The following is a 17,938-nucleotide window of genomic DNA, read 5'->3' as shown; positions in this document are numbered from 1 at the left end:
TAAGGCATGAGTCTGCAAGGTAAGGTTGCCCTGGTTACCGGCGCGAGCCGTGGTATCGGCCAGGCCATCGCTCTGGAACTGGGCCGCATGGGCGCCACCGTGGTCGGCACTGCCACCAGCGAGTCCGGCGCGCAGAAGATTTCCGAGTACCTCAAGGAGAACGGTATCCAGGGCTCCGGCATGGTGCTCGATGTGTCCAATGACGAGTCCGTCACCGCCGTGGTCGAGGCTATCCAGAAAGAGTCCGGCGCACCGGCTATCGTCGTCAATAACGCAGGCATCACCCGCGATAATCTGTTGATGCGGATGAAAGACGATGAGTGGTTCGATGTGGTCAATACCAACCTCAACAGCCTCTACCGTCTGTCGAAAGCCGTGCTGCGCGGCATGACCAAGGCGCGCTGGGGTCGCATCATCAATATCGGCTCGGTCGTCGGTGCCATGGGTAATGCCGGGCAGACCAACTACGCGGCGGCCAAGGCCGGCCTGGAAGGCTTCACCCGTGCTCTGGCGCGTGAAGTCGGTTCCCGTGCTATCACTGTCAACGCGGTCGCTCCGGGCTTCATCGACACCGACATGACCCGCGAGTTGCCGGAAGCCCAACGTGAAGCGCTGCTCGGTCAGATTCCGCTGGGTCGACTGGGACAAGCCGAAGAGATCGCCAAAGTGGTAGCATTCCTCGCTTCCGAGGGCGCAGCTTATGTAACGGGTGCCACGGTACCGGTGAATGGCGGAATGTACATGAGCTGATGTGACGAGTTCCTTCGTGGCGATGTCATATGCGCTGTCTAAAATTCTCCAAGCGTCGTGACGCTGGAATAGACAGAGCATCTGGATTGCCGGAAGGGGCGTCAGCGTTCAGCTTGAAATGCAGAAATCCCTTTCTATACACTTACCCGCAGCCCAGCTGTACGGATTGTCCATAGGAGTGAAAACAAGGTATGAGCACCATCGAAGAACGCGTCAAGAAGATCGTTGCTGAGCAACTCGGCGTTAAGGAAGAAGAAGTCACCAACAGCGCTTCCTTCGTCGAAGACCTGGGCGCCGACTCCCTTGACACCGTTGAGCTGGTGATGGCTCTGGAAGAGGAATTCGAGACCGAAATCCCCGACGAGCAAGCCGAAAAGATCACCACCGTTCAGGAAGCCATCGACTACATCGTTGCCCACCAGGCATAAGACGTAGTCGTCGGTTCCCCGACGAAAGAAGCCGCACGGCCTGCAAAGGCGTGCGGCTTTTCTTTAACGCCGGCTTCTGCCGGCGTTATTGCCGTGAAACACATGAGAGGAAGTCACAGTGTCGCGTAGACGCGTAGTCATCACTGGCATGGGTATGTTGTCGCCCCTGGGTGTGGATGTGCCGAGCAGTTGGGAAGGCATTCTCGCCGGGCGCAGCGGTATCGCCCCGATCGAACACATGGACCTGTCCGCCTTTGCCACCCGTTTTGGCGGCTCGGTGAAAGGGTTCGACGTCGAGCAATACATGTCCGCCAAGGAAGCTCGCAAACTCGACCTGTTCATCCAGTATGGCCTGGCCGCCAGCTACCAGGCGGTGCGCGATTCCGGCCTGGAAGTCACCGACGCCAACCGGGAGCGCATCGGCGTTGCCATCGGTTCGGGCATCGGCGGTCTGACCAACATCGAAAACACCTGTCGCTCGCTGTTCGAGCAGGGCCCGCGGCGCATCTCGCCGTTCTTCGTGCCCGGTTCGGTCATCAACATGGTTTCCGGGTTCCTGTCGATCAACCTCGGTCTGCAGGGCCCCAACTACGCCATCACCACCGCCTGCACTACCGGCACCCACAATATCGGTATGGCCGCGCGCAACATCGCTTACGGCGACGCTGACGTGATGGTCGCCGGCGGGTCCGAAATGGCCGCTTGTGGTCTTGGCCTGGGCGGCTTCGGTGCCGCCCGTGCGCTGTCCACCCGCAACGACGAGCCGACCAAGGCCAGCCGTCCGTGGGACCAGGATCGCGACGGCTTCGTGCTCTCCGACGGCGCAGGCTCCCTGGTGCTGGAAGAGCTGGAACACGCCAAGGCTCGTGGCGCTCGCATCTACGCGGAAATCGTCGGTTTCGGCATGAGCGGCGACGCCTTCCACATGACCGCTCCGCCGGAAGATGGCGCGGGCGCTGCGCGCTGCATGAAAGCCGCACTGCGCGATGCTGGCCTGAACCCCGAGCAGGTCGACTACATCAACGCCCACGGCACCTCGACGCCGGCCGGTGATATCGCGGAGATCTCCGCGGTGAAATCGATCTTCGGCGACCACGCCTACAAGCTGTCGATGAGTTCCACCAAGTCCATGACCGGCCACCTGCTGGGTGCTGCCGGGGCGGTCGAGGCGATCTTCTGCGTGCTCGCGCTGCGTGATCAGGTGGCTCCGCCGACCATCAACCTGGACAACCCGAGCGAAGGCTGCGACCTCGACCTGGTCGCCCACCAGGCCAAGGAGCGTCCGATCGACGTTGCCCTGTCCAACTCCTTCGGCTTCGGTGGCACCAACGGTTCCCTGGTGTTCCGCCGGTTCCACGGCTGATGCTGAGCTGGATCGACGGCCAGAACGCCGAGGTACTGTCCGCGCGTGATCGCGGACTGGCCTACGGCGACGGGCTGTTCGAGACCATCCGCGTGTCCGCAGGCCGCCCGCGCCTGCTGGCGCGTCATCGGGCGAGGCTGGAGGAGGGCGTCAGGCGCCTGTCCCTGCCGGTTTCGATCGATCTCGTCGAAGATGAAATCCTGCGTTTCTCCGCCCTGCTCGGTGATGGTGTCGCCAAGCTGATGCTGACCCGCGGCGAAGGTGCGCGCGGCTACGGGCCGCAGGCCGACGCCCAGGTGCGCCGACTGTTGCTGGCCTCGCCCGCGCCGGCTTACCCGGCGAAGAACCGAGAGGAGGGCGTAAGGCTCTTCTCCTGCGCCACCCGCCTGGCCGAGCAGCCACTGCTGGCCGGTCTCAAGCACCTCAATCGCCTGGAGCAGGTCCTGGCTCGCGCCGAATGGAGCGATCCGGCTTTCGCCGAAGGATTGATGCGCGATGTTTCCGGGCGCGTCGTCGAAGGCGTGTTCAGCAACCTGTTCCTGGTGAAGCGGGGCGAGCTGATCACCGCCGAGCTGGGCCGCTGCGGCGTTGCTGGGGTCATGCGTGCCGAGATCATCGAGCGCGCCCGTAGCCTGGGCCTGTCGGTCATCGTGCGCGACATCGAGCACGGCGAACTGGCGGGCGCCGACGAGGTCTTTCTCTGCAACAGTCTCTACGGTATCTGGCCGGTGCTCGGCGTGGCCGAGTTCACTTGGCCGGTCGGGCCCCTGACCCGTAAACTGCAGGGCCAACTCCGCGAACTTCTGGATTCCTGATACGTGATGCGCAAATTGCTGGTGCTGCTGGAAGGCGGCCTGCTGCTGGCCGGGCTCATGCTGGGCCTGGCGGCCTGGGAGCAGCAGCGTGCGCTGCAGCAGCCGCTCCAGCTCACCGAAGAGCGCCTGCTGGATGCTCCCAGCGGCGCCACCCCCGGTCGTCTGCTGACCCGCCTGGAGGACGAGGACGTCCTGCACGGCGGCTTCTGGCTACGTCTGTACTGGCGCTTCAACCTGGCGGGCGAGGCGCTGCACAGCGGTGAATACCGCCTGACGCCCGGCATGACTGCCGCTCAGTTGCTCGATCTGTGGCGTGAGGGCGACGTCGTGCAGTACGGCCTGACCCTGGTCGAGGGCTGGAACTTCCATCAGGTCCGCGAATTGCTCACCCGCCAGCCCAAGCTGGACCAGACTCTCAATGGCGTGAGTGATGCCGAAGTCATGGCGAAGCTCGGTAAGCCCGGCGTGTTCCCGGAAGGCCGCTTCTTCCCCGACACCTACCGCTTTGTCCGTGGCACCAAGGACGTCGATATCCTCAAGCACGCCTACCAGCGCATGGAGACCATTCTCGCCGAGGAGTGGGACAAGCGCGGCGAGGACCTGCCCTACAAGGACTCGTACCAGGCGCTGATCATGGCCTCGCTGGTGGAGAAGGAAACCGGCGTACCTCAGGAGCGCGGCCAGATCGCCGGCGTTTTCGTGCGCCGCCTGCAGAAGAACATGCTGTTGCAGACCGACCCGACCGTCATCTACGGCATGGGCGAGCGCTACGCCGGCAAGATCACTCGGGCCGACCTGCGCACGCCAACGCCCTACAACACCTATGTGGTCGCCGGCCTGCCGCCGACGCCCATCGCGCTGCCCGGACGCGAGGCGATCCACGCTGCGCTGAACCCGGTGCCGGGACAGAGCCTGTACTTCGTCGCCCGTGGCGATGGTAGTCACACCTTCTCCGACAACCTCGACGATCACAACAAGGCCGTCCAGGAATTCCAGATCAAGCGCCGCGCCGACTACCGTTCCAGCCCGGCGCCCGTTCCGTCGCCGGCGCAGACGCCGGACGAAGACGCTCCCGCCGCAGATACCCCTGCAGCGCAGTAGCCCGACAACACAAGGAGTGAGCCGAGTGACCGGCCTGTTCATCACCCTGGAAGGCCCCGAAGGCGCGGGCAAGAGCACCAATCGCGAGTACCTGGCCGAGCGCCTGCGCGAATGCGGCATCGAGGTCCAGCTGACCCGCGAGCCCGGCGGTACGCCGCTGGCCGAGCGCATCCGCGAGCTGCTGCTGGACCCGAGCGATGAAATGATGGCAGTGGATACCGAGCTGCTGCTGGTCTTTGCCGCCCGCGCCCAGCACATCGCCGAGGTCATCCGTCCGGCCCTGGAGCGTGGCGCTGTAGTGCTCTGCGATCGCTTCACGGACGCCACCTATGCCTATCAGGGCGGCGGTCGTGGTCTGCCGGTGGAGCGCATCGCCCAGTTGGAAAGCTTCGTCCAGGGCAGCCTGCGCCCGGACCTGACCCTGGTGTTCGACCTGCCGGTGGAAATCGGCCTGTCCCGCGCGGCTGCCCGTGGCCGCCTGGACCGCTTCGAGCAGGAGGGGCGCGCCTTCTTCGAGGCAGTGCGCAATACCTATCTGGATCGCGCCCGCGCCGAGCCTGCGCGCTATCACATCCTCGATGCGGCGCAGACGCTGCCCGAGGTGCAGCGCGACCTGGATGGCCTGCTGCCGATCCTGCTGGAGCGCCTCAATGGCTGACATCTATCCCTGGCAGCAGGGCCTCTGGCAGCAGCTCAGCAGCCGCCCGCGCCATGCCCATGCCTATCTGCTGCACGGGCCGGCCGGTATCGGCAAGCGTGTGCTGGCGGAGAATCTGGTGCACTTCCTGCTGTGCCAGCGGCCCGCGGCCGGCAAGGCGTGCGGCCAGTGCAAGGCCTGCCAGTTGCTTGCCGCCGGCACGCACCCGGATTTCTTCCTGCTGGAACCGGAGGAGCCGGAGAAGCCCATTCGGGTCGATCAGGTTCGCGAACTGGTGGGCTTCGTGGTGCAGACCGCGCAGTTGGGCGGGCGCAAGGTGGTGCTGCTGGAGCCGGCCGAGGCAATGAACCTGAATGCCGCCAACGCCCTGCTGAAAAGCCTGGAAGAGCCTTCCGGCGATACCGTGCTGCTGCTTATCAGCCACCAGCCCAGCCGGCTGTTGCCGACCATCAAGAGCCGCTGTGTACAGCAGGCCTGCCCGCAGCCTTCTGCCGAGCAGGCCCGTGCCTGGCTGGAGGGCGCCCTCCCGGCCGAGCCGGTGGAGGCGTTGGACGAGTTGCTGGTGCTCGCTGGCGGTTCACCGCTGACCGCGCTGCGACTGCAGGGCCAAGGCGTGCGCGAGCAGCGCGCACAAGTGGTCGAAGGGGTGAAGAAGCTGCTCAAGCAGCAGGTTGCCCCAGGTCAGCTGGCCGAAAGCTGGAATGCTGTACCTTTGCCACTATTGTTCGACTGGTTCTGCGACTGGTCGCTGCTGATCCTGCGTTACCAGCTGGCTCGGGACGAAGAGGGCCTGGGCCTGACCGACATGCGCAAGGTCGTGCAGTATCTCGCCGAGAAGTCGACACAACCCAAGGTGCTGGCAATGCAGGACTGGTTGCTGCTGCAACGGCAGAAAGTCCTCAATAAAGCCAACCTCAACCGTGCCTTGCTTCTCGAAGCCTTGCTCGTACAGTGGGCAAGTCTGCCCGGGCCGGGCTAGAATCCGGCCATCGGAAAAATCTGCCAGGACAGCTGAATGAGCTTGCCACCAAATCTGGGTCCGCGTAACGGAATCCTGTCCCTGACCATCAAGGACAAATCCGTGCTGTATGCCGCCTACATGCCGTTCATCCGCAACGGTGGGCTGTTCATTCCGACCAACAAGACCTACAAGCTGGGTGATGAGGTCTTCATGCTGCTCAACCTGATGGACGAGCCGGAGAAGATCCCGGTCGCCGGCAAGGTGGTCTGGATTACCCCTCGTGGCGCGCAGGGTAACCGTGCTGCCGGCATTGGCGTGCAGTTCAACGACGGCGACAACACCGCGCGCAACAAGATCGAAACCTATCTCGCTGGCGCGCTGAAGTCGGATCGCCCGACCCATACCATGTAGCTCATACCATGCGAGAATGGCAGCTTGTACAGGCTGCAAACACGAAGCGCCCCGAGGGGCGCTTCGTCATTTTTCGGAGAAGGTTTTCATGCTGGTCGATTCCCACTGCCACCTCGATCGTCTCGATCTCGCCGCCCACGACGGATCGCTGGATGCCGCGCTGGACGCTGCCCGTGCGCGCGGTGTCAGCCAGTTCCTGTGCATCGGTGTGAGCGCGGACAATGCCAGGGCGGTGAAGGATCTGGCGGATCGCTACGCCGACGTGCATTGCTCGGTGGGCGTCCACCCGCTTGACCTGGAGCCGGGCGCCGCACCGGCGCTGGACTGGCTGCTGGGCGAGTTGAACCATCCGCGCGTGGTAGCCATCGGCGAGACCGGCCTGGACTATCACTACGAGCCGGAGGCCGCCGAACTGCAGCAGGAAGCCTTCCGCCTGCACCTTGAGGCCGCCAAGGTGACCGGCAAACCGGTCATCGTGCATACCCGCGAGGCGCGCGCCGATACCCTGGCGTTGCTGCGCGAGGCGGCGCTGCCGCAGGCCGGTGTGCTGCACTGCTTCACCGAAGACTGGGAGATGGCCAAGGCGGCGCTGGATATCGGCTTCTACATCTCGCTGTCGGGCATCGTCACCTTCCGCAATGCCGAGCAACTGCGCGAAGTGGCGCGCCAGGTGCCCGTGGATCGCCTGCTAGTGGAAACCGATTCACCCTATCTCGCGCCGGTGCCCCATCGCGGCAAGCCGAACCTCCCCGAATATGTGCGCGAGGTGGCCGAGTACCTGGCCGTCTTGCGTGGGGTAAGTTTCGAAATGCTGGCCGAGCAGACCACGGCCAATTTCCGCCGGCTGTTCCCGCTCGCCTGCTGATGGTCTGTGCGCGGACAGCTTTCCCGCGCGCAAAAAAAACCCGGGTTCTGGGGGATGAATCCGGGTCAAGACCATTAGGAGTTTAACAATAAGGTACGCGATCCTCGGTACCTTCACCGGCGGAGCACTTGGGGGGAGATGCCGCGCGCCGGTATCTACAAGTATTGGTCAAGATGCCGCGCTTGCCACAGGGGTGCCGGTGTTTTTTAAACGGATTTGGAATACATCACACCGGGCTGAGCAGCTTTCTCGGCCGCGCCTGCGTTACTGCCCCGCCAAAGCCCCGATCAGCGCCAGGGTCTCCTCGATGACCGCTTCGCTGGTGTAGAAGTGCGGCGAGAAGCGGATGCCGGCGCCGCGCTGGATGCACACCACCTGCTCCGCGCGCAAACGCTCCAGCAGACCGGTATTGTCCCAACCGGCCAGGCTGAAAGTCAGGATGCCAGCGCGGCGAGTCGGCTCTGCCGGGCTGTGCAGCGAGGCACCGGAGAGGCGGCCCAGGCCGTCGTGCAGTTGCTGGACGCGCGCCTGCACCAGTTCACCCACCGCCGCCATGCCGACCTCTTCCAGCAGGCCAAGGCTGGCGTCCAGTGCCACGGCGCCGAGCATGTTCGGGCTGCCGCACTCGAAGCGGCGAGCACTGCGCGCCGGCTGCCAGTCGGCCAGGTCGTAGTTGCCGGCGTTTTCCAGCATGTGCCAGCCGTATTCCTGCAGCGCCAGTTGCTCGCGTTCGGCAGCGCGGCAATAGAACACGCCCAGGCCCTCCGGGCCGAGCATCCATTTGTGCCCATCGGCCATGGCGAAGGCGCAGTCGTAGGCCTGCACGTCGAAGGGCAGGGCGCCCAGTTGCTGGATGGCGTCGATGCAATACAGCACGCCGCGCTGGCGGCAGCCGGCCCCGAGGCGCTCCAGGTCCATGCGCAGGCCGCTGGCGTACTGCACAGCGCTGATCGACAGCAGGCGCGTGCGCGGTGTGCAGGCGGCCAGCAGGTCGCCTTCGGGATCATCGCCGTCCAGGCTCACCTGGATGACTTCCACCCCGCGCGGTTTGAGTGCTTCCCAGACGACCCGGTTGGAGGGGAATTCCTGATCGCTGATCACCACCTGGTCGCCAGCGCGCCAGTCCAGGCCGAAGGCGACGAAGGACAACGCCTCGGAAGTGTTCTTCACCAGGGCGATATCACCGGTGGTCCGCGCATTCACCAGGCGCATCAGGCGCTCGCGCAGGCGCTTCTCGATGGTCAGCCAGCGCGGATAGTCGCGGGCACCCAGCAGGATGTTCTCCTGGGCAAACGCCGCGACGGCGTCTGCGGCGCGCTTGGGCCAGGGCGCGACTGCGGCGTGGTTCAGGTAGCGCAGGCCGGGTTGTTGGGGAAACTCGGAAGAAAAGCTAATCATGTCGGATGATCCGTGCAATTTGGCGCTGAATAGGCATAATACGCGGCTTCGAATTTTGACTATTTTTGACCGAACAGTCTTTTTATGCAGAAAGAGCCGCGCAAGGTTCGCGAATTCCGTCGTCGCGAACAGGAAATCCTCGACACCGCCCTCAAGCTGTTCCTCGAACAGGGCGAAGACAGTGTCACGGTCGAAATGATCGCCGATGCCGTGGGTATCGGCAAAGGCACCATCTACAAGCACTTCAAGTCCAAGGCGGAGATCTACCTGCGCCTGATGCTGGACTACGAGCGCGATCTGGCCGACCTGTTCCACTCCGAAGACGTCGCCCGCGACAAGGAGCGCCTGTCGCGCGCCTACTTCGAGTTCCGCATGCGCGACCCGCAGCGCTATCGCCTGTTCGACCGCCTGGAAGAAAAGGTGGTGAAGACCAGCCAGGTCCCGGAGATGGTCGAGGAGCTGCACAAGATCCGCGAATCCAACTTTGAGCGCCTGAGTCAGCTGATCAAGGAACGCATCGCGGCGGGCAAGCTGGAAGACGTGCCGGCCTATTTCCACTACTGCGCGGCCTGGGCGCTGGTGCATGGCGCTGTGGCGCTGTACCACTCGCCGTTCTGGCGCGAAGTACTGGAGGATCAGGAAGGCTTCTTCCAGTTCCTCATGGACATCGGCGTGCGCATGGGCAACAAGCGCAAGCGCGACGGCGATACGCCGGCCGCCTGAGTCGCCATTCGCGCGATTCATCGTCGTGGTTGCGACAGGGCTCCCGGCGCCGGTGGGGATATACTTGCATGAGTGATCGCCACCGGAGCCGAGCATGATCGTCGACCGCCAGGGCAGGCGCTTCCGCAATCTTCGCGTGAGCCTGACCGCCGCCTGCAACTACGCCTGCACTTATTGCGTGCCGGACGGCAAGCGTCTGGTCGCGGCGCAGGACGAGCTGTCGGCGGAATCCCTGGTGCGCGGGGTCGCCTACCTGATCGAGTCCGCTGGCATCGAGCGTCTGCGCGTCACCGGTGGCGAACCGTTGGTCAGCCCGAAGCTTGATACCTTCCTGCATGGCGTCAGCCGTCTCGGGCTGCAGGACATCGCCATCACCACCAACGGCCAACTGCTGTCGAAGAAACTGCCGCTGCTGCTGGATTGCGGCATCCGCCGCCTCAACGTTTCCCTCGATACTCTGGATGCCGATGCCTTCCGGCGCATTGCCCGTGGCGGCGACCTGGCCACGGTGCTCAAGGGGCTCGACGAGGCCCGCGCTGCGGGCCTGAAGATCAAGCTCAACATGGTCCCGCTGCGTGGACAGAACCTCGACCAGGTCCTGCCGCTGCTGGACTACTGCCTGGAGCACGGCTTCGAGCTGCGCTTCATCGAGCTGATGCGTATGGGCCACCTGGCCCACGACCCGAACGGCTTCCGCCAGCAGTTCGTCAGCTTGCAGGAGCTGCTGGAACTGATCGGCGAGCGTCATCCCTATATCCAGGCCGATGCGCCGGTGGATGCCACGGCCATTCGTTATGAAGTGCCGGGGCAGGGCTATTTCGGTGTGATCGCCAATGAAAGCGTGCCGTTCTGTCGGACCTGCTCGCGTCTGCGACTGTCCTCCACCGGCTGGCTGCACGGCTGCCTGTCGTCGAGCAACCGCCATTACGTCGGCGACCTGCTGGACAAACCGCGCCACCAGGCGCTTCCCGCCTTGCAGCGGTTGCTGGTGAGTGCCCTGGCGGACAAGCAGGAAGTCGCCTTCTCCGGCGGCGCCACCATCATGAAGATCATCGGCGGCTGAGATCGCCCTCAAGACCTGATTAGCCCATGCCCAACGAATTCCCCATTTCCTACATCGAGCCGGTGTTCCGGCCGCCGAGCGAAGCACACTCGCTCATTCTTCCCGTCACCAACGGCTGTTCCTGGAACCAGTGCGGCTTCTGCGAGATGTATACCCAGCCGCAGAAGAAATTCCGCGCCCGCGACGAGGCCGAGGTGCTGGAGGAGATTCGCCGCTGTGGCGAGCGCCTGATCGTCCAGCGGGTGTTCCTCGCCGATGGCGATGCGCTGGTGTTGCCGACGCGGCGCCTGCTCAATATCCTCCGAGCGATCCGCGAGTACCTGCCCGAGGTGGACCGTGTCTCCAGCTACTGCCTGCCGCGCAACCTGCGCAAAAAGTCGGTGGAGGAGCTGAAGGAATTGGCGGACGCCGGCCTGCGTATGGCATACGTAGGTGCCGAGTCCGGCGACGACGAGGTGCTTGCGCGGGTGAACAAGGGCGAGACCTACGCCTCGACGCTGGATGCATTGCAGAAGCTGGGCGAGGCGGGGATCAAGCGCTCGGTAATGGTCCTCAACGGCCTGGGCGGCAGCACCCTGAGCGCCCAGCACGCCGACAACTCGGCGCGCCTGATGAACGAAGCGCAGCCGGAGTTTCTCTCCACCCTGGTGGTGAGCTTCCCGACCGGCGAGGAGCGCTACCGCGCAGGCTTCCCCGATTTCCGGCCGTTGTCCCAGGCCGAGCTGTTCGTCGAAGTCGAGCGCCTGCTAAGCGTGCTGGAGCTGCGCGACACGGTGTTCCGCAGCGATCACGCCTCCAACTATCTGGTACTCAAGGGCACGCTGGGGGCGGACAAGGCGAAGCTGCTCGCCCAGGTTCGCCAGGCCATCGAGCAGCCTCAGCGTGCGCATCTGCGCCAGGAATGGCAGCGCGGCCTGTGATGGCGCGGAAGCTGCATTGCTTGTCCGAATGCCGGTTTTTCGTCGCCGGCTCCGGAGATTTCCCATGCGCTACCTGATGTTGATCCTTGCCTTCGCCAGCCTGGGCGGCTGCATGAATCCCAGTGACCTGGCCGATGGCACCGACTACTACCTGCGTGATTCGGGCTTCCTCGATCACAGCCAGACCCGCCGCACCTCGAACTGGCGCCTGCAGCAGGACTCCTTCATCTATATCGCCCAGGGCCCGTTCGTGCCGCCCGGCCATCCTTATGCACGGCCCAACGTGGTGGCGGAGGAGGCGTTCAAAGGCTTCGTGCAGTACTTCCCGCTGGTGCGTCGGGCGAAGAGCCCGCTGGGGCTGGAGGGTGCGATGCAGGAAGCGCGCGCGGCGGGTGCCAATTATCTGTTGTATACCCGCTTTGCCCGTGGGGAGGACAATGTCGGCACCTACGAGGAATATGAGGACACCGACAACGCGGTGGGCCGCGACCGTAGCGTGATCCAGGTGATGCTGATCGAGACCGACAACCGCTATCTGGTAGACAGTGCGACTATCCGCAGTCGCGGCGGTTTTCTGACATTCTATGATACCAGCCCCGAGGACCTGATCGGGCGGCCGCTGGAAGACTATGCCCGCAGCCTGCTGGGGGTGAAGACGCGAGAGGAGTACCAATGACTGATCCACAGACTCAATCGGACCGGGCCGGCAACCTGCTGGCGCAGATTCCCGCCAGCAAGGACAAGGGGCTGCCGCCGGTGCATCTGTGGAACCCGGATTGCTGCGGCGATATCGACATGCGCATCGCTCGCGACGGCACCTGGTATTACCTGGGCACGCCGATCGGCCGCAAGCCGATGGTGCGGCTGTTCTCCACCATCATCCGCCGCGATGGCGACGACTATTTCCTGATCACTCCGGTGGAGAAGTGCGGGATCACTGTCGATGACGCGCCATTCGTCGCCATTACCCTGGCCGTCGAAGGGGAGGGCGAACAGCAGGTGTTGCGCTTCACCACCAATGTCGAGGATGAGGTGGTGGCCGACGCCGCGCATCCGATCCGCGTGGAGCTCGATCCGCAGACCCAGGAGCCGTCACCCTATGTACTGGTGCGGGTGAACCTGGAGGCGCTGATCCACCGCAACGTCTTCTACCAGTTGGTCGAGCTGGCGGTTCCCCGCGAGATCGACGGTATCGAGTGGCTGGGAGTGTGGAGTTCCGGGGAGTTCTTCCCTATTGCACCGCAGCCGTGACCGGTGGGTCTGAATGCGGCCAGTAGTCCCCGTTCTTCATCGCTACAAGTACTTAGCTTGCAAAGAAAAAGGCTCCCGAGGGAGCCTTTTTCGATACCGCCAACGCCTTACATGTTGGGGTAGTTCGGACCGCCGGTGCCTTCCGGGGCCACCCAGGTGATGTTCTGGGCCGGGTCCTTGATGTCGCAGGTCTTGCAGTGTACGCAGTTCTGCGCGTTGATCTGGAAGCGCTTGCTGCCGTCGTCGTTGCTCACCACTTCGTACACGCCCGCCGGGCAGTAACGCTGCGCAGGCTCGTCGTAGAGCGGCAGGTTCTTGCCAACCGGGATGCTCGGGTCGGTCAGCTTCAGGTGGATCGGCTGGTCTTCCTCGTGGTTGGTGTTGGACAGGAACACCGAGGACAGCTTGTCGAAGCTGAGTTTGCCGTCCGGCTTCGGATAATCGATCTTCGGCGCTTCGCTGGCCTTCTTCAGGGTCGCGTAGTCCGGGGTCGTATCGTGCAGGGTGAACGGAAGCTTGCCGCCGAAGATGTTCTGGTCGATGAAGTTGAACGCACCGCCACCGATGGCGCCGAACTTGTGCATCGCCGGGCCGAAGTTGCGGCTGCTGAACAGCTCGTCGTACAGCCAGCTGCCCTTGAAGGCATCGACGTAGTTGGTCAGCTCGTCACCGCCTTCGCGGCCGGCGAACAGGGCTTCGGCAACCGAGTCGGCGGCCAGCATGCCGGACTTCATTGCGGTGTGGCTGCCCTTGATCTTGGCGAAGTTCAGGGTGCCCAGGTCGCAGCCGATCAGTGCGCCGCCCGGGAAGACCATCTTCGGCAGCGAGTTCAGGCCGCCCTTGCAGATGGCGCGAGCGCCGTAGGCCACGCGCTTGCCGCCTTCCAGGTACTGCTTGATCACCGGGTGGTGCTTGTAGCGCTGGAACTCGTCGAACGGCGACAGGTGCGGGTTGGTGTAGGACAGGTCGATGATCAGGCCCACTACTACCTGGTTGTTCTCCAGGTGATAGAGGAAGGAGCCGCCCGGGTTGTCGTCGTTCAGCGGCCAGCCAGCGGTGTGCACCACCAGGCCCTGCTCGTGCTTGGCCGGGTCGATGTCCCAGATTTCCTTGATGCCGATACCGTAGTGCTGGGCGTCGGCTTCGCTGTCGAGCTTGTACTTCTTGATCAGCTGTTTGCCGATGTGGCCACGGCAGCCTTCGGCGAACAGGGTGTACTTGGCGCGCAGTTCCATGCCCGGGGTGTAGTAACCCTCTTTCGGATTGCCTTCGCGGTCGACGCCCAGGTCACCGGTGACAATGCCGCGCACCACGCCATTCTCGTCGATCAGCGCTTCCTGGGCGGCGAAGCCCGGGTAGATCTCGACGCCCAGGCCTTCGGCCTGCTGGGCCAGCCAGCGGCACAGGTTGCCCAGGGAGATGATGTAGTTGCCTTCGTTGTGCATGGTCTTGGGCACGAAGAAGTTCGGCACCTTGGCCGCCGCTTCCGGGCTCTTCAGCACATAGATGTCGTCGCGCTTGACGGGGGTGTTCAGCGGCGCTTCGAGTTCCTTCCAGTTGGGGAACAGCTCGTTCAGCGCGCGGGGCTCGAACACGGCGCCCGAGAGGATGTGGGCGCCCACTTCGGAACCCTTCTCGACCACACAGACGCTGATTTCCTGACCGGCGTCGGCGGCCTTCTGTTTCAGTCGGCAAGCGGCGGACAGACCGGCAGGGCCGGCGCCGACGATGACGACGTCGAATTCCATAAATTCGCGTTCCACTATCGATCTCTCCTGAATCAAGGCTCTGGGCATTTTGTAGGTATTGGGATGGGCGTGCCCCCACCCAGTAAGAGCGGGGCGCATTATAGCTAGACCTGTTGCTATATCTAAACCCTTTATCGAGGGCAATACAAACGTTTGTTTGAATCGCGCGTAACCCTGATAGAATCGGGGTCCGCGGCTTATAAAGGGGTATTTTCGTGTATTGACCCGCCCGGTCGATGCGGTCAAGATACCTGCGGTTTTGCGGTCGCGTTGCGCTGGATGTAGTCGCAGATGGCGTGCACTACCGGCCAGGCCTGTCTGGCGACATTCCTATTCACCGGAGAAAAACGAGGAATCCATGAAGGTTCTTGTAGCTGTCAAACGAGTGGTTGACTATAACGTCAAGGTCCGCGTCAAGGCGGACAACTCCGGCGTCGATCTCGCCAACGTCAAGATGTCCATGAACCCCTTCTGCGAAATCGCCGTGGAAGAGGCCGTACGCCTTAAAGAGAAAGGCGTCGTCACCGAGATCGTTGCGGTCTCCGTCGGCCCGACCGCTGCCCAGGAGCAACTGCGTACCGCGCTGGCTCTGGGTGCTGATCGCGCCATCCTCGTTGAAACCAACGAAGAACTGAGCTCCCTGGCCATCGCCAAGTCGCTGAAAGCCCTGGTCGACAAAGAGCAGCCGCAGCTGGTCATCCTCGGCAAGCAGGCCATCGACAGCGACAACAACCAGACCGGCCAGATGCTGGCCGCGCTGACCGGCTACGCGCAAGGCACCTTCGCCTCCAAGGTCGAAGTCGCTGGTGACAAGGTCAACGTCACCCGTGAAATCGACGGCGGCCTGCAGACCGTTGCCCTGAACCTGCCGGCAATCGTCACCACCGACCTGCGCCTGAACGAGCCGCGCTACGCGTCGCTGCCCAACATCATGAAAGCGAAGAAGAAGCCGCTGGACGTGGTGACCCCGGACGCCCTGGGCGTTTCCACCGCTTCCACCGTGAAGACCGTGAAAGTCGAAGCTCCGGCTGCCCGTAGCGCTGGCATCAAGGTCAAGTCCGTTGCTGAACTGGTCGAGAAACTGAAGAACGAGGCGAAAGTAATCTGATGGCTATCCTGGTAATCGCTGAGCACAACAACGGCGCACTGGGCGCTGCCACTCTGAATACTGTCGCTGCCGCGCAGAAGATCGGTGGTGACATCGCTGTCCTGGTCGCTGGCCAGAACGTCGGTGGCGTGGCTGAAGCCGCTGCCAAGATCGCAGGCGTTTCCAAGGTGCTGGTCGCCGACAATGCCGCCTACGCTCACCAGCTGCCGGAGAACGTTGCTCCGCTGATCGCTGAGCTTGGCAAGGGTTACAGCCACGTGCTGGCTCCGGCCACCACCAACGGCAAGAACTTCCTGCCGCGCGTTGCCGCCCTGCTGGACGTCGACCAGATCTCCGAGATCATCGAAGTCGTCAGCGCCGACACCTTCAAGCGCCCGATCTATGCCGGTAACGCCATCGCTACCGTGCAGTCCTCGGCTGCAGTGAAAGTGATCACCGTGCGCGGCACCGGCTTCGACGCCGTTGCTGCCGAAGGTGGTTCCGCCGCTGTTGAAGCTGTTTCCGGCCCGGCCGATGCCGGCAAGTCCGCCTTCGTTGGCGAAGAGCTGGCCAAGTCCGACCGTCCGGAACTGACCGCTGCCAAGATCGTCGTATCCGGCGGCCGCGGCATGGGCAATGGCGACAACTTCAGCATCCTTTACTCCCTGGCCGACAAGCTGGGCGCTGCCGTCGGTGCTTCCCGCGCCGCGGTCGACGCCGGCTTCGTGCCGAACGACATGCAGGTCGGCCAGACCGGCAAGATCGTTGCTCCGCAGCTGTACGTGGCCGTTGGTATCTCCGGCGCCATCCAGCACCTGGCGGGCATGAAGGATTCGAAAGTGATCGTTGCGATCAACAAGGACGAAGAGGCGCCGATCTTCCAGGTCGCCGACTACGGCCTGGTCGCCGACCTGTTCGAAGCCGTACCGGAGCTGGAAAAGGCCGTCTAAGCCTTTTTCGCTCAGTGAAGGAACCCGCCCCCGTGGCGGGTTCTTTCATTTCAGGTCCCTGATTTTCCTCGGGAAATGGTCGTTTCGCTGCACTGATGACCCATTGGTCACGAATCTTTGCGCAGAAGTCCACGGGCGAAGGTGTCTCATCTACAATGCGCGACGTCTCCAGTTCCTGAATGTGTTCAATCGACACCTGGCTACCGAGGTTTTCATGATCATCAAACCGCGCGTGCGTGGCTTCATCTGCGTCACTACCCACCCGACCGGCTGTGAAGCCAACGTCAAGGAACAGATCGAGTACGTCGAGGCGCACGGTGCCATCGCCAACGGTCCGAAGAAGGTCCTGGTCATCGGTTCCTCCACCGGCTACGGCCTGGCCGCGCGCATCAGCGCCGCCTTTGGCGCCGGCGCCGACACCCTGGGCGTGTTCTTCGAGCGCCCCGGCAGCGAGACCAAGGCGGGCACCGCCGGCTGGTACAACTCGGCTGCCTTCGAGAAGTTCGCCAAGGCCAAGGGCCTGTATGCGCGCAGTATCAACGGCGACGCCTTCTCCGATGAAGTGAAGAAAGTCACCATCGAAACCATCAAGCAGGACCTGGGCAAGGTCGACCTGGTGGTCTACAGCCTGGCCGCGCCGCGCCGTACCCATCCCAAGACCGGCGAGGTCTTCAACTCCGTGCTCAAGCCGGTCGGCAAGAGCGTCAACTTCCGTGGTCTGGACACCGACAAGGAAGTGATCAAGGAAAGCGTGATGGAGCCGGCCACCGAGGCCGAGATCGCCAACACCGTGGCCGTGATGGGTGGTGAAGACTGGCAGATGTGGATCGACGCGCTGCAGGAAGCCGGTGTGCTGGCCGACGGCGCCAAGACCACCGCCTTCACCTACCTGGGCGAAGAGATCACCCATGATCTGTACTGGAACGGCTCCATCGGCGCCGCCAAGAAGGATCTGGACCAGAAAGTCCTGGGCATTCGCGAGAAGCTGGCCGTCACCGGCGGCGACGCCCGTGTTTCCGTGCTGAAAGCCGTGGTCACCCAGGCCAGCTCGGCCATCCCGATGATGCCGCTGTACCTGTCGCTGCTGTTCAAGGTGATGAAGGAGAAGGGCACCCACGAAGGCTGCATCGAGCAGGTCGACGGCCTGTTCCGCGAGAGCCTGTACGGCGCCGAGCCGCACCTGGACGCCGACGGCCGCCTGCGCGCCGACTACAAGGAACTGCAGCCGGACGTGCAGGACACCGTGAAGGATCTGTGGAACAAGGTGACCAACGAGAACCTGTACCAACTGACCGACTTCACCGGCTACAAGTCCGAGTTCCTGCGTCTCTTCGGCTTCGAGATCGCCGGCGTGGACTACGAGCAGGACGTCAATCCGGACGTGCAGATTCCGAATCTGATCCAGCTCTGAGTTCGCACCAGCAGAAACGGCGCCCGAGGGCGCCG

At 63.5% G+C, this 17,938-nt stretch carries 19 protein-coding genes; 17 read left to right on the top strand and 2 right to left on the bottom strand.

From position 1 onward, the window contains the following. Window positions 1–6: 6 nt before the first annotated feature. The 9 genes from fabG (at window position 7) to G4G71_RS20090 (ending at window position 7,352) form a co-directional block, all read left to right on the top strand. Window positions 7–750 carry a 3-oxoacyl-ACP reductase FabG gene (fabG, locus tag G4G71_RS20130; RefSeq protein WP_037014455.1) on the top strand — a complete coding sequence of 248 codons (744 nt, stop codon included), beginning with the start codon at window positions 7–9 and terminating at the stop codon, window positions 748–750. A 191-nt stretch (window positions 751–941) separates the two neighbouring features. Continuing rightward, complete coding sequence (gene acpP, locus G4G71_RS20125) at window positions 942–1,178, top strand: acyl carrier protein (RefSeq protein ID WP_015477931.1); 237 nt, start codon at window positions 942–944, stop codon at window positions 1,176–1,178. A 118-nt stretch (window positions 1,179–1,296) separates the two neighbouring features. Beyond that, window positions 1,297–2,541: a beta-ketoacyl-ACP synthase II gene (gene fabF, locus G4G71_RS20120; protein ID WP_169939713.1), complete on the top strand. Its 1,245-nt coding sequence runs from the start codon at window positions 1,297–1,299 to the stop codon at window positions 2,539–2,541. After that, window positions 2,541–3,356: an aminodeoxychorismate lyase gene (pabC, locus tag G4G71_RS20115; protein WP_169939712.1), complete on the top strand. Its 816-nt coding sequence runs from the start codon at window positions 2,541–2,543 to the stop codon at window positions 3,354–3,356. Before fabF ends, pabC begins: the two co-directional genes overlap by 1 nt. A gap of 6 nt (window positions 3,357–3,362) precedes the next feature. After that, window positions 3,363–4,457 (top strand): endolytic transglycosylase MltG, encoded by a 1,095-nt coding sequence (mltG, locus tag G4G71_RS20110; protein WP_169942733.1) that lies wholly within the window; start codon window positions 3,363–3,365, stop codon window positions 4,455–4,457. A gap of 25 nt (window positions 4,458–4,482) precedes the next feature. Then, entirely contained in the window at window positions 4,483–5,115 is a 633-nt protein-coding gene (gene tmk, locus G4G71_RS20105) for a dTMP kinase (RefSeq protein WP_169939711.1), read from the top strand. Further along, window positions 5,108–6,094, top strand: a complete 987-nt coding sequence (locus G4G71_RS20100) for a DNA polymerase III subunit delta' (protein ID WP_169939710.1) — start codon at window positions 5,108–5,110, stop codon at window positions 6,092–6,094. Before tmk ends, G4G71_RS20100 begins: the two co-directional genes overlap by 8 nt. A 36-nt stretch (window positions 6,095–6,130) precedes the next feature. Further along, a complete protein-coding gene (locus G4G71_RS20095) occupies window positions 6,131–6,487 on the top strand; it encodes a PilZ domain-containing protein (RefSeq protein WP_024764484.1) in 357 nt (118 codons plus the stop codon). A gap of 88 nt (window positions 6,488–6,575) precedes the next feature. Next, window positions 6,576–7,352, top strand: coding sequence for a TatD family hydrolase (locus G4G71_RS20090; protein WP_169939709.1), 777 nt, complete (start codon window positions 6,576–6,578; stop codon window positions 7,350–7,352). Window positions 7,353–7,616: 264 nt separating this feature from the next. Here the strand turns inward: G4G71_RS20090 and G4G71_RS20085 are convergent, their stop codons facing one another. Then, window positions 7,617–8,750, bottom strand: coding sequence for an aminotransferase class V-fold PLP-dependent enzyme (locus tag G4G71_RS20085; protein ID WP_169939708.1), 1,134 nt, complete (start codon window positions 8,748–8,750; stop codon window positions 7,617–7,619). Between the two features lie 84 nt (window positions 8,751–8,834). Here G4G71_RS20085 and G4G71_RS20080 point away from each other — a divergent pair, with 84 nt between their 5' ends. From G4G71_RS20080 to G4G71_RS20060, 5 genes are all read left to right on the top strand, one after another. Next, window positions 8,835–9,473: a TetR/AcrR family transcriptional regulator gene (locus G4G71_RS20080; protein ID WP_045211585.1), complete on the top strand. Its 639-nt coding sequence runs from the start codon at window positions 8,835–8,837 to the stop codon at window positions 9,471–9,473. Between the two features lie 94 nt (window positions 9,474–9,567). Then, the gene (locus G4G71_RS20075) at window positions 9,568–10,536 is read left to right on the top strand and encodes a GTP 3',8-cyclase MoaA (protein WP_169939707.1); all 969 of its coding nucleotides are present in this window, start codon (window positions 9,568–9,570) and stop codon (window positions 10,534–10,536) included. A 26-nt stretch (window positions 10,537–10,562) separates the two neighbouring features. Further along, window positions 10,563–11,456: a radical SAM protein gene (locus tag G4G71_RS20070; RefSeq protein WP_169939706.1), complete on the top strand. Its 894-nt coding sequence runs from the start codon at window positions 10,563–10,565 to the stop codon at window positions 11,454–11,456. Window positions 11,457–11,520: 64 nt separating this feature from the next. After that, a complete protein-coding gene (locus tag G4G71_RS20065; protein WP_169939705.1) occupies window positions 11,521–12,132 on the top strand; it encodes a DUF4823 domain-containing protein in 612 nt (203 codons plus the stop codon). After that, on the top strand, window positions 12,129–12,707 hold the full coding sequence (locus tag G4G71_RS20060) for a DUF1285 domain-containing protein (RefSeq protein ID WP_169939704.1): 579 nt from the start codon (window positions 12,129–12,131) through the stop codon (window positions 12,705–12,707). The genes G4G71_RS20065 and G4G71_RS20060 overlap by 4 nt, the downstream gene beginning before the upstream one ends. A 107-nt stretch (window positions 12,708–12,814) precedes the next feature. Here G4G71_RS20060 and G4G71_RS20055 read toward each other — a convergent pair whose 3' ends face one another. Then, window positions 12,815–14,470 carry an electron transfer flavoprotein-ubiquinone oxidoreductase gene (locus tag G4G71_RS20055; protein ID WP_240964819.1) on the bottom strand — a complete coding sequence of 552 codons (1,656 nt, stop codon included), beginning with the start codon at window positions 14,468–14,470 and terminating at the stop codon, window positions 12,815–12,817. Between the two features lie 343 nt (window positions 14,471–14,813). Here G4G71_RS20055 and G4G71_RS20050 point away from each other — a divergent pair, with 343 nt between their 5' ends. The 3 genes from G4G71_RS20050 (at window position 14,814) to fabV (ending at window position 17,903) form a co-directional block, all read left to right on the top strand. Then, the gene (locus G4G71_RS20050) at window positions 14,814–15,563 is read left to right on the top strand and encodes an electron transfer flavoprotein subunit beta/FixA family protein (protein ID WP_026078867.1); all 750 of its coding nucleotides are present in this window, start codon (window positions 14,814–14,816) and stop codon (window positions 15,561–15,563) included. Beyond that, window positions 15,563–16,492: an electron transfer flavoprotein subunit alpha/FixB family protein gene (locus tag G4G71_RS20045; protein ID WP_169939702.1), complete on the top strand. Its 930-nt coding sequence runs from the start codon at window positions 15,563–15,565 to the stop codon at window positions 16,490–16,492. The genes G4G71_RS20050 and G4G71_RS20045 overlap by 1 nt, the downstream gene beginning before the upstream one ends. 214 nt (window positions 16,493–16,706) lie before the next feature. Further along, the gene (gene fabV, locus G4G71_RS20040; protein WP_169939701.1) at window positions 16,707–17,903 is read left to right on the top strand and encodes an enoyl-ACP reductase FabV; all 1,197 of its coding nucleotides are present in this window, start codon (window positions 16,707–16,709) and stop codon (window positions 17,901–17,903) included. Window positions 17,904–17,938 lie beyond the last annotated feature (35 nt).

Origin of the sequence: Pseudomonas multiresinivorans, from assembly GCF_012971725.1 — a bacterium.
Lineage (GTDB): Bacteria > Pseudomonadota > Gammaproteobacteria > Pseudomonadales > Pseudomonadaceae > Pseudomonas > Pseudomonas multiresinivorans.
Note: the sequence above shows the minus strand (reverse complement) of the source record. Positions and strands in the feature narration are given on the sequence as shown.

Bases quoted from the DNA above. Each gene is read 5' to 3' on its own strand.
- fabG (WP_037014455.1), top strand. From the start codon at position 7: ATGAGTCTGCAAGGTAAGGTTGCCCTGGTTACCGGCGCGAGCCGTGGT.
- acpP (WP_015477931.1), top strand. From the start codon at position 942: ATGAGCACCATCGAAGAACGCGTCAAGAAGATCGTTGCTGAGCAACTC.
- pabC (WP_169939712.1), top strand. From the start codon at position 2,541: ATGCTGAGCTGGATCGACGGCCAGAACGCCGAGGTACTGTCCGCGCGT.
- mltG (WP_169942733.1), top strand. From the start codon at position 3,363: ATGCGCAAATTGCTGGTGCTGCTGGAAGGCGGCCTGCTGCTGGCCGGG.
- G4G71_RS20100 (WP_169939710.1), top strand. From the start codon at position 5,108: ATGGCTGACATCTATCCCTGGCAGCAGGGCCTCTGGCAGCAGCTCAGC.
- G4G71_RS20095 (WP_024764484.1), top strand. From the start codon at position 6,131: ATGAGCTTGCCACCAAATCTGGGTCCGCGTAACGGAATCCTGTCCCTG.
- G4G71_RS20090 (WP_169939709.1), top strand. From the start codon at position 6,576: ATGCTGGTCGATTCCCACTGCCACCTCGATCGTCTCGATCTCGCCGCC.
- G4G71_RS20085 (WP_169939708.1), bottom strand. From the start codon at position 8,750: ATGATTAGCTTTTCTTCCGAGTTTCCCCAACAACCCGGCCTGCGCTAC.
- G4G71_RS20080 (WP_045211585.1), top strand. From the start codon at position 8,835: ATGCAGAAAGAGCCGCGCAAGGTTCGCGAATTCCGTCGTCGCGAACAG.
- G4G71_RS20075 (WP_169939707.1), top strand. From the start codon at position 9,568: ATGATCGTCGACCGCCAGGGCAGGCGCTTCCGCAATCTTCGCGTGAGC.
- G4G71_RS20070 (WP_169939706.1), top strand. From the start codon at position 10,563: ATGCCCAACGAATTCCCCATTTCCTACATCGAGCCGGTGTTCCGGCCG.
- G4G71_RS20065 (WP_169939705.1), top strand. From the start codon at position 11,521: ATGCGCTACCTGATGTTGATCCTTGCCTTCGCCAGCCTGGGCGGCTGC.
- G4G71_RS20060 (WP_169939704.1), top strand. From the start codon at position 12,129: ATGACTGATCCACAGACTCAATCGGACCGGGCCGGCAACCTGCTGGCG.
- G4G71_RS20050 (WP_026078867.1), top strand. From the start codon at position 14,814: ATGAAGGTTCTTGTAGCTGTCAAACGAGTGGTTGACTATAACGTCAAG.
- G4G71_RS20045 (WP_169939702.1), top strand. From the start codon at position 15,563: ATGGCTATCCTGGTAATCGCTGAGCACAACAACGGCGCACTGGGCGCT.
- fabV (WP_169939701.1), top strand. From the start codon at position 16,707: ATGATCATCAAACCGCGCGTGCGTGGCTTCATCTGCGTCACTACCCAC.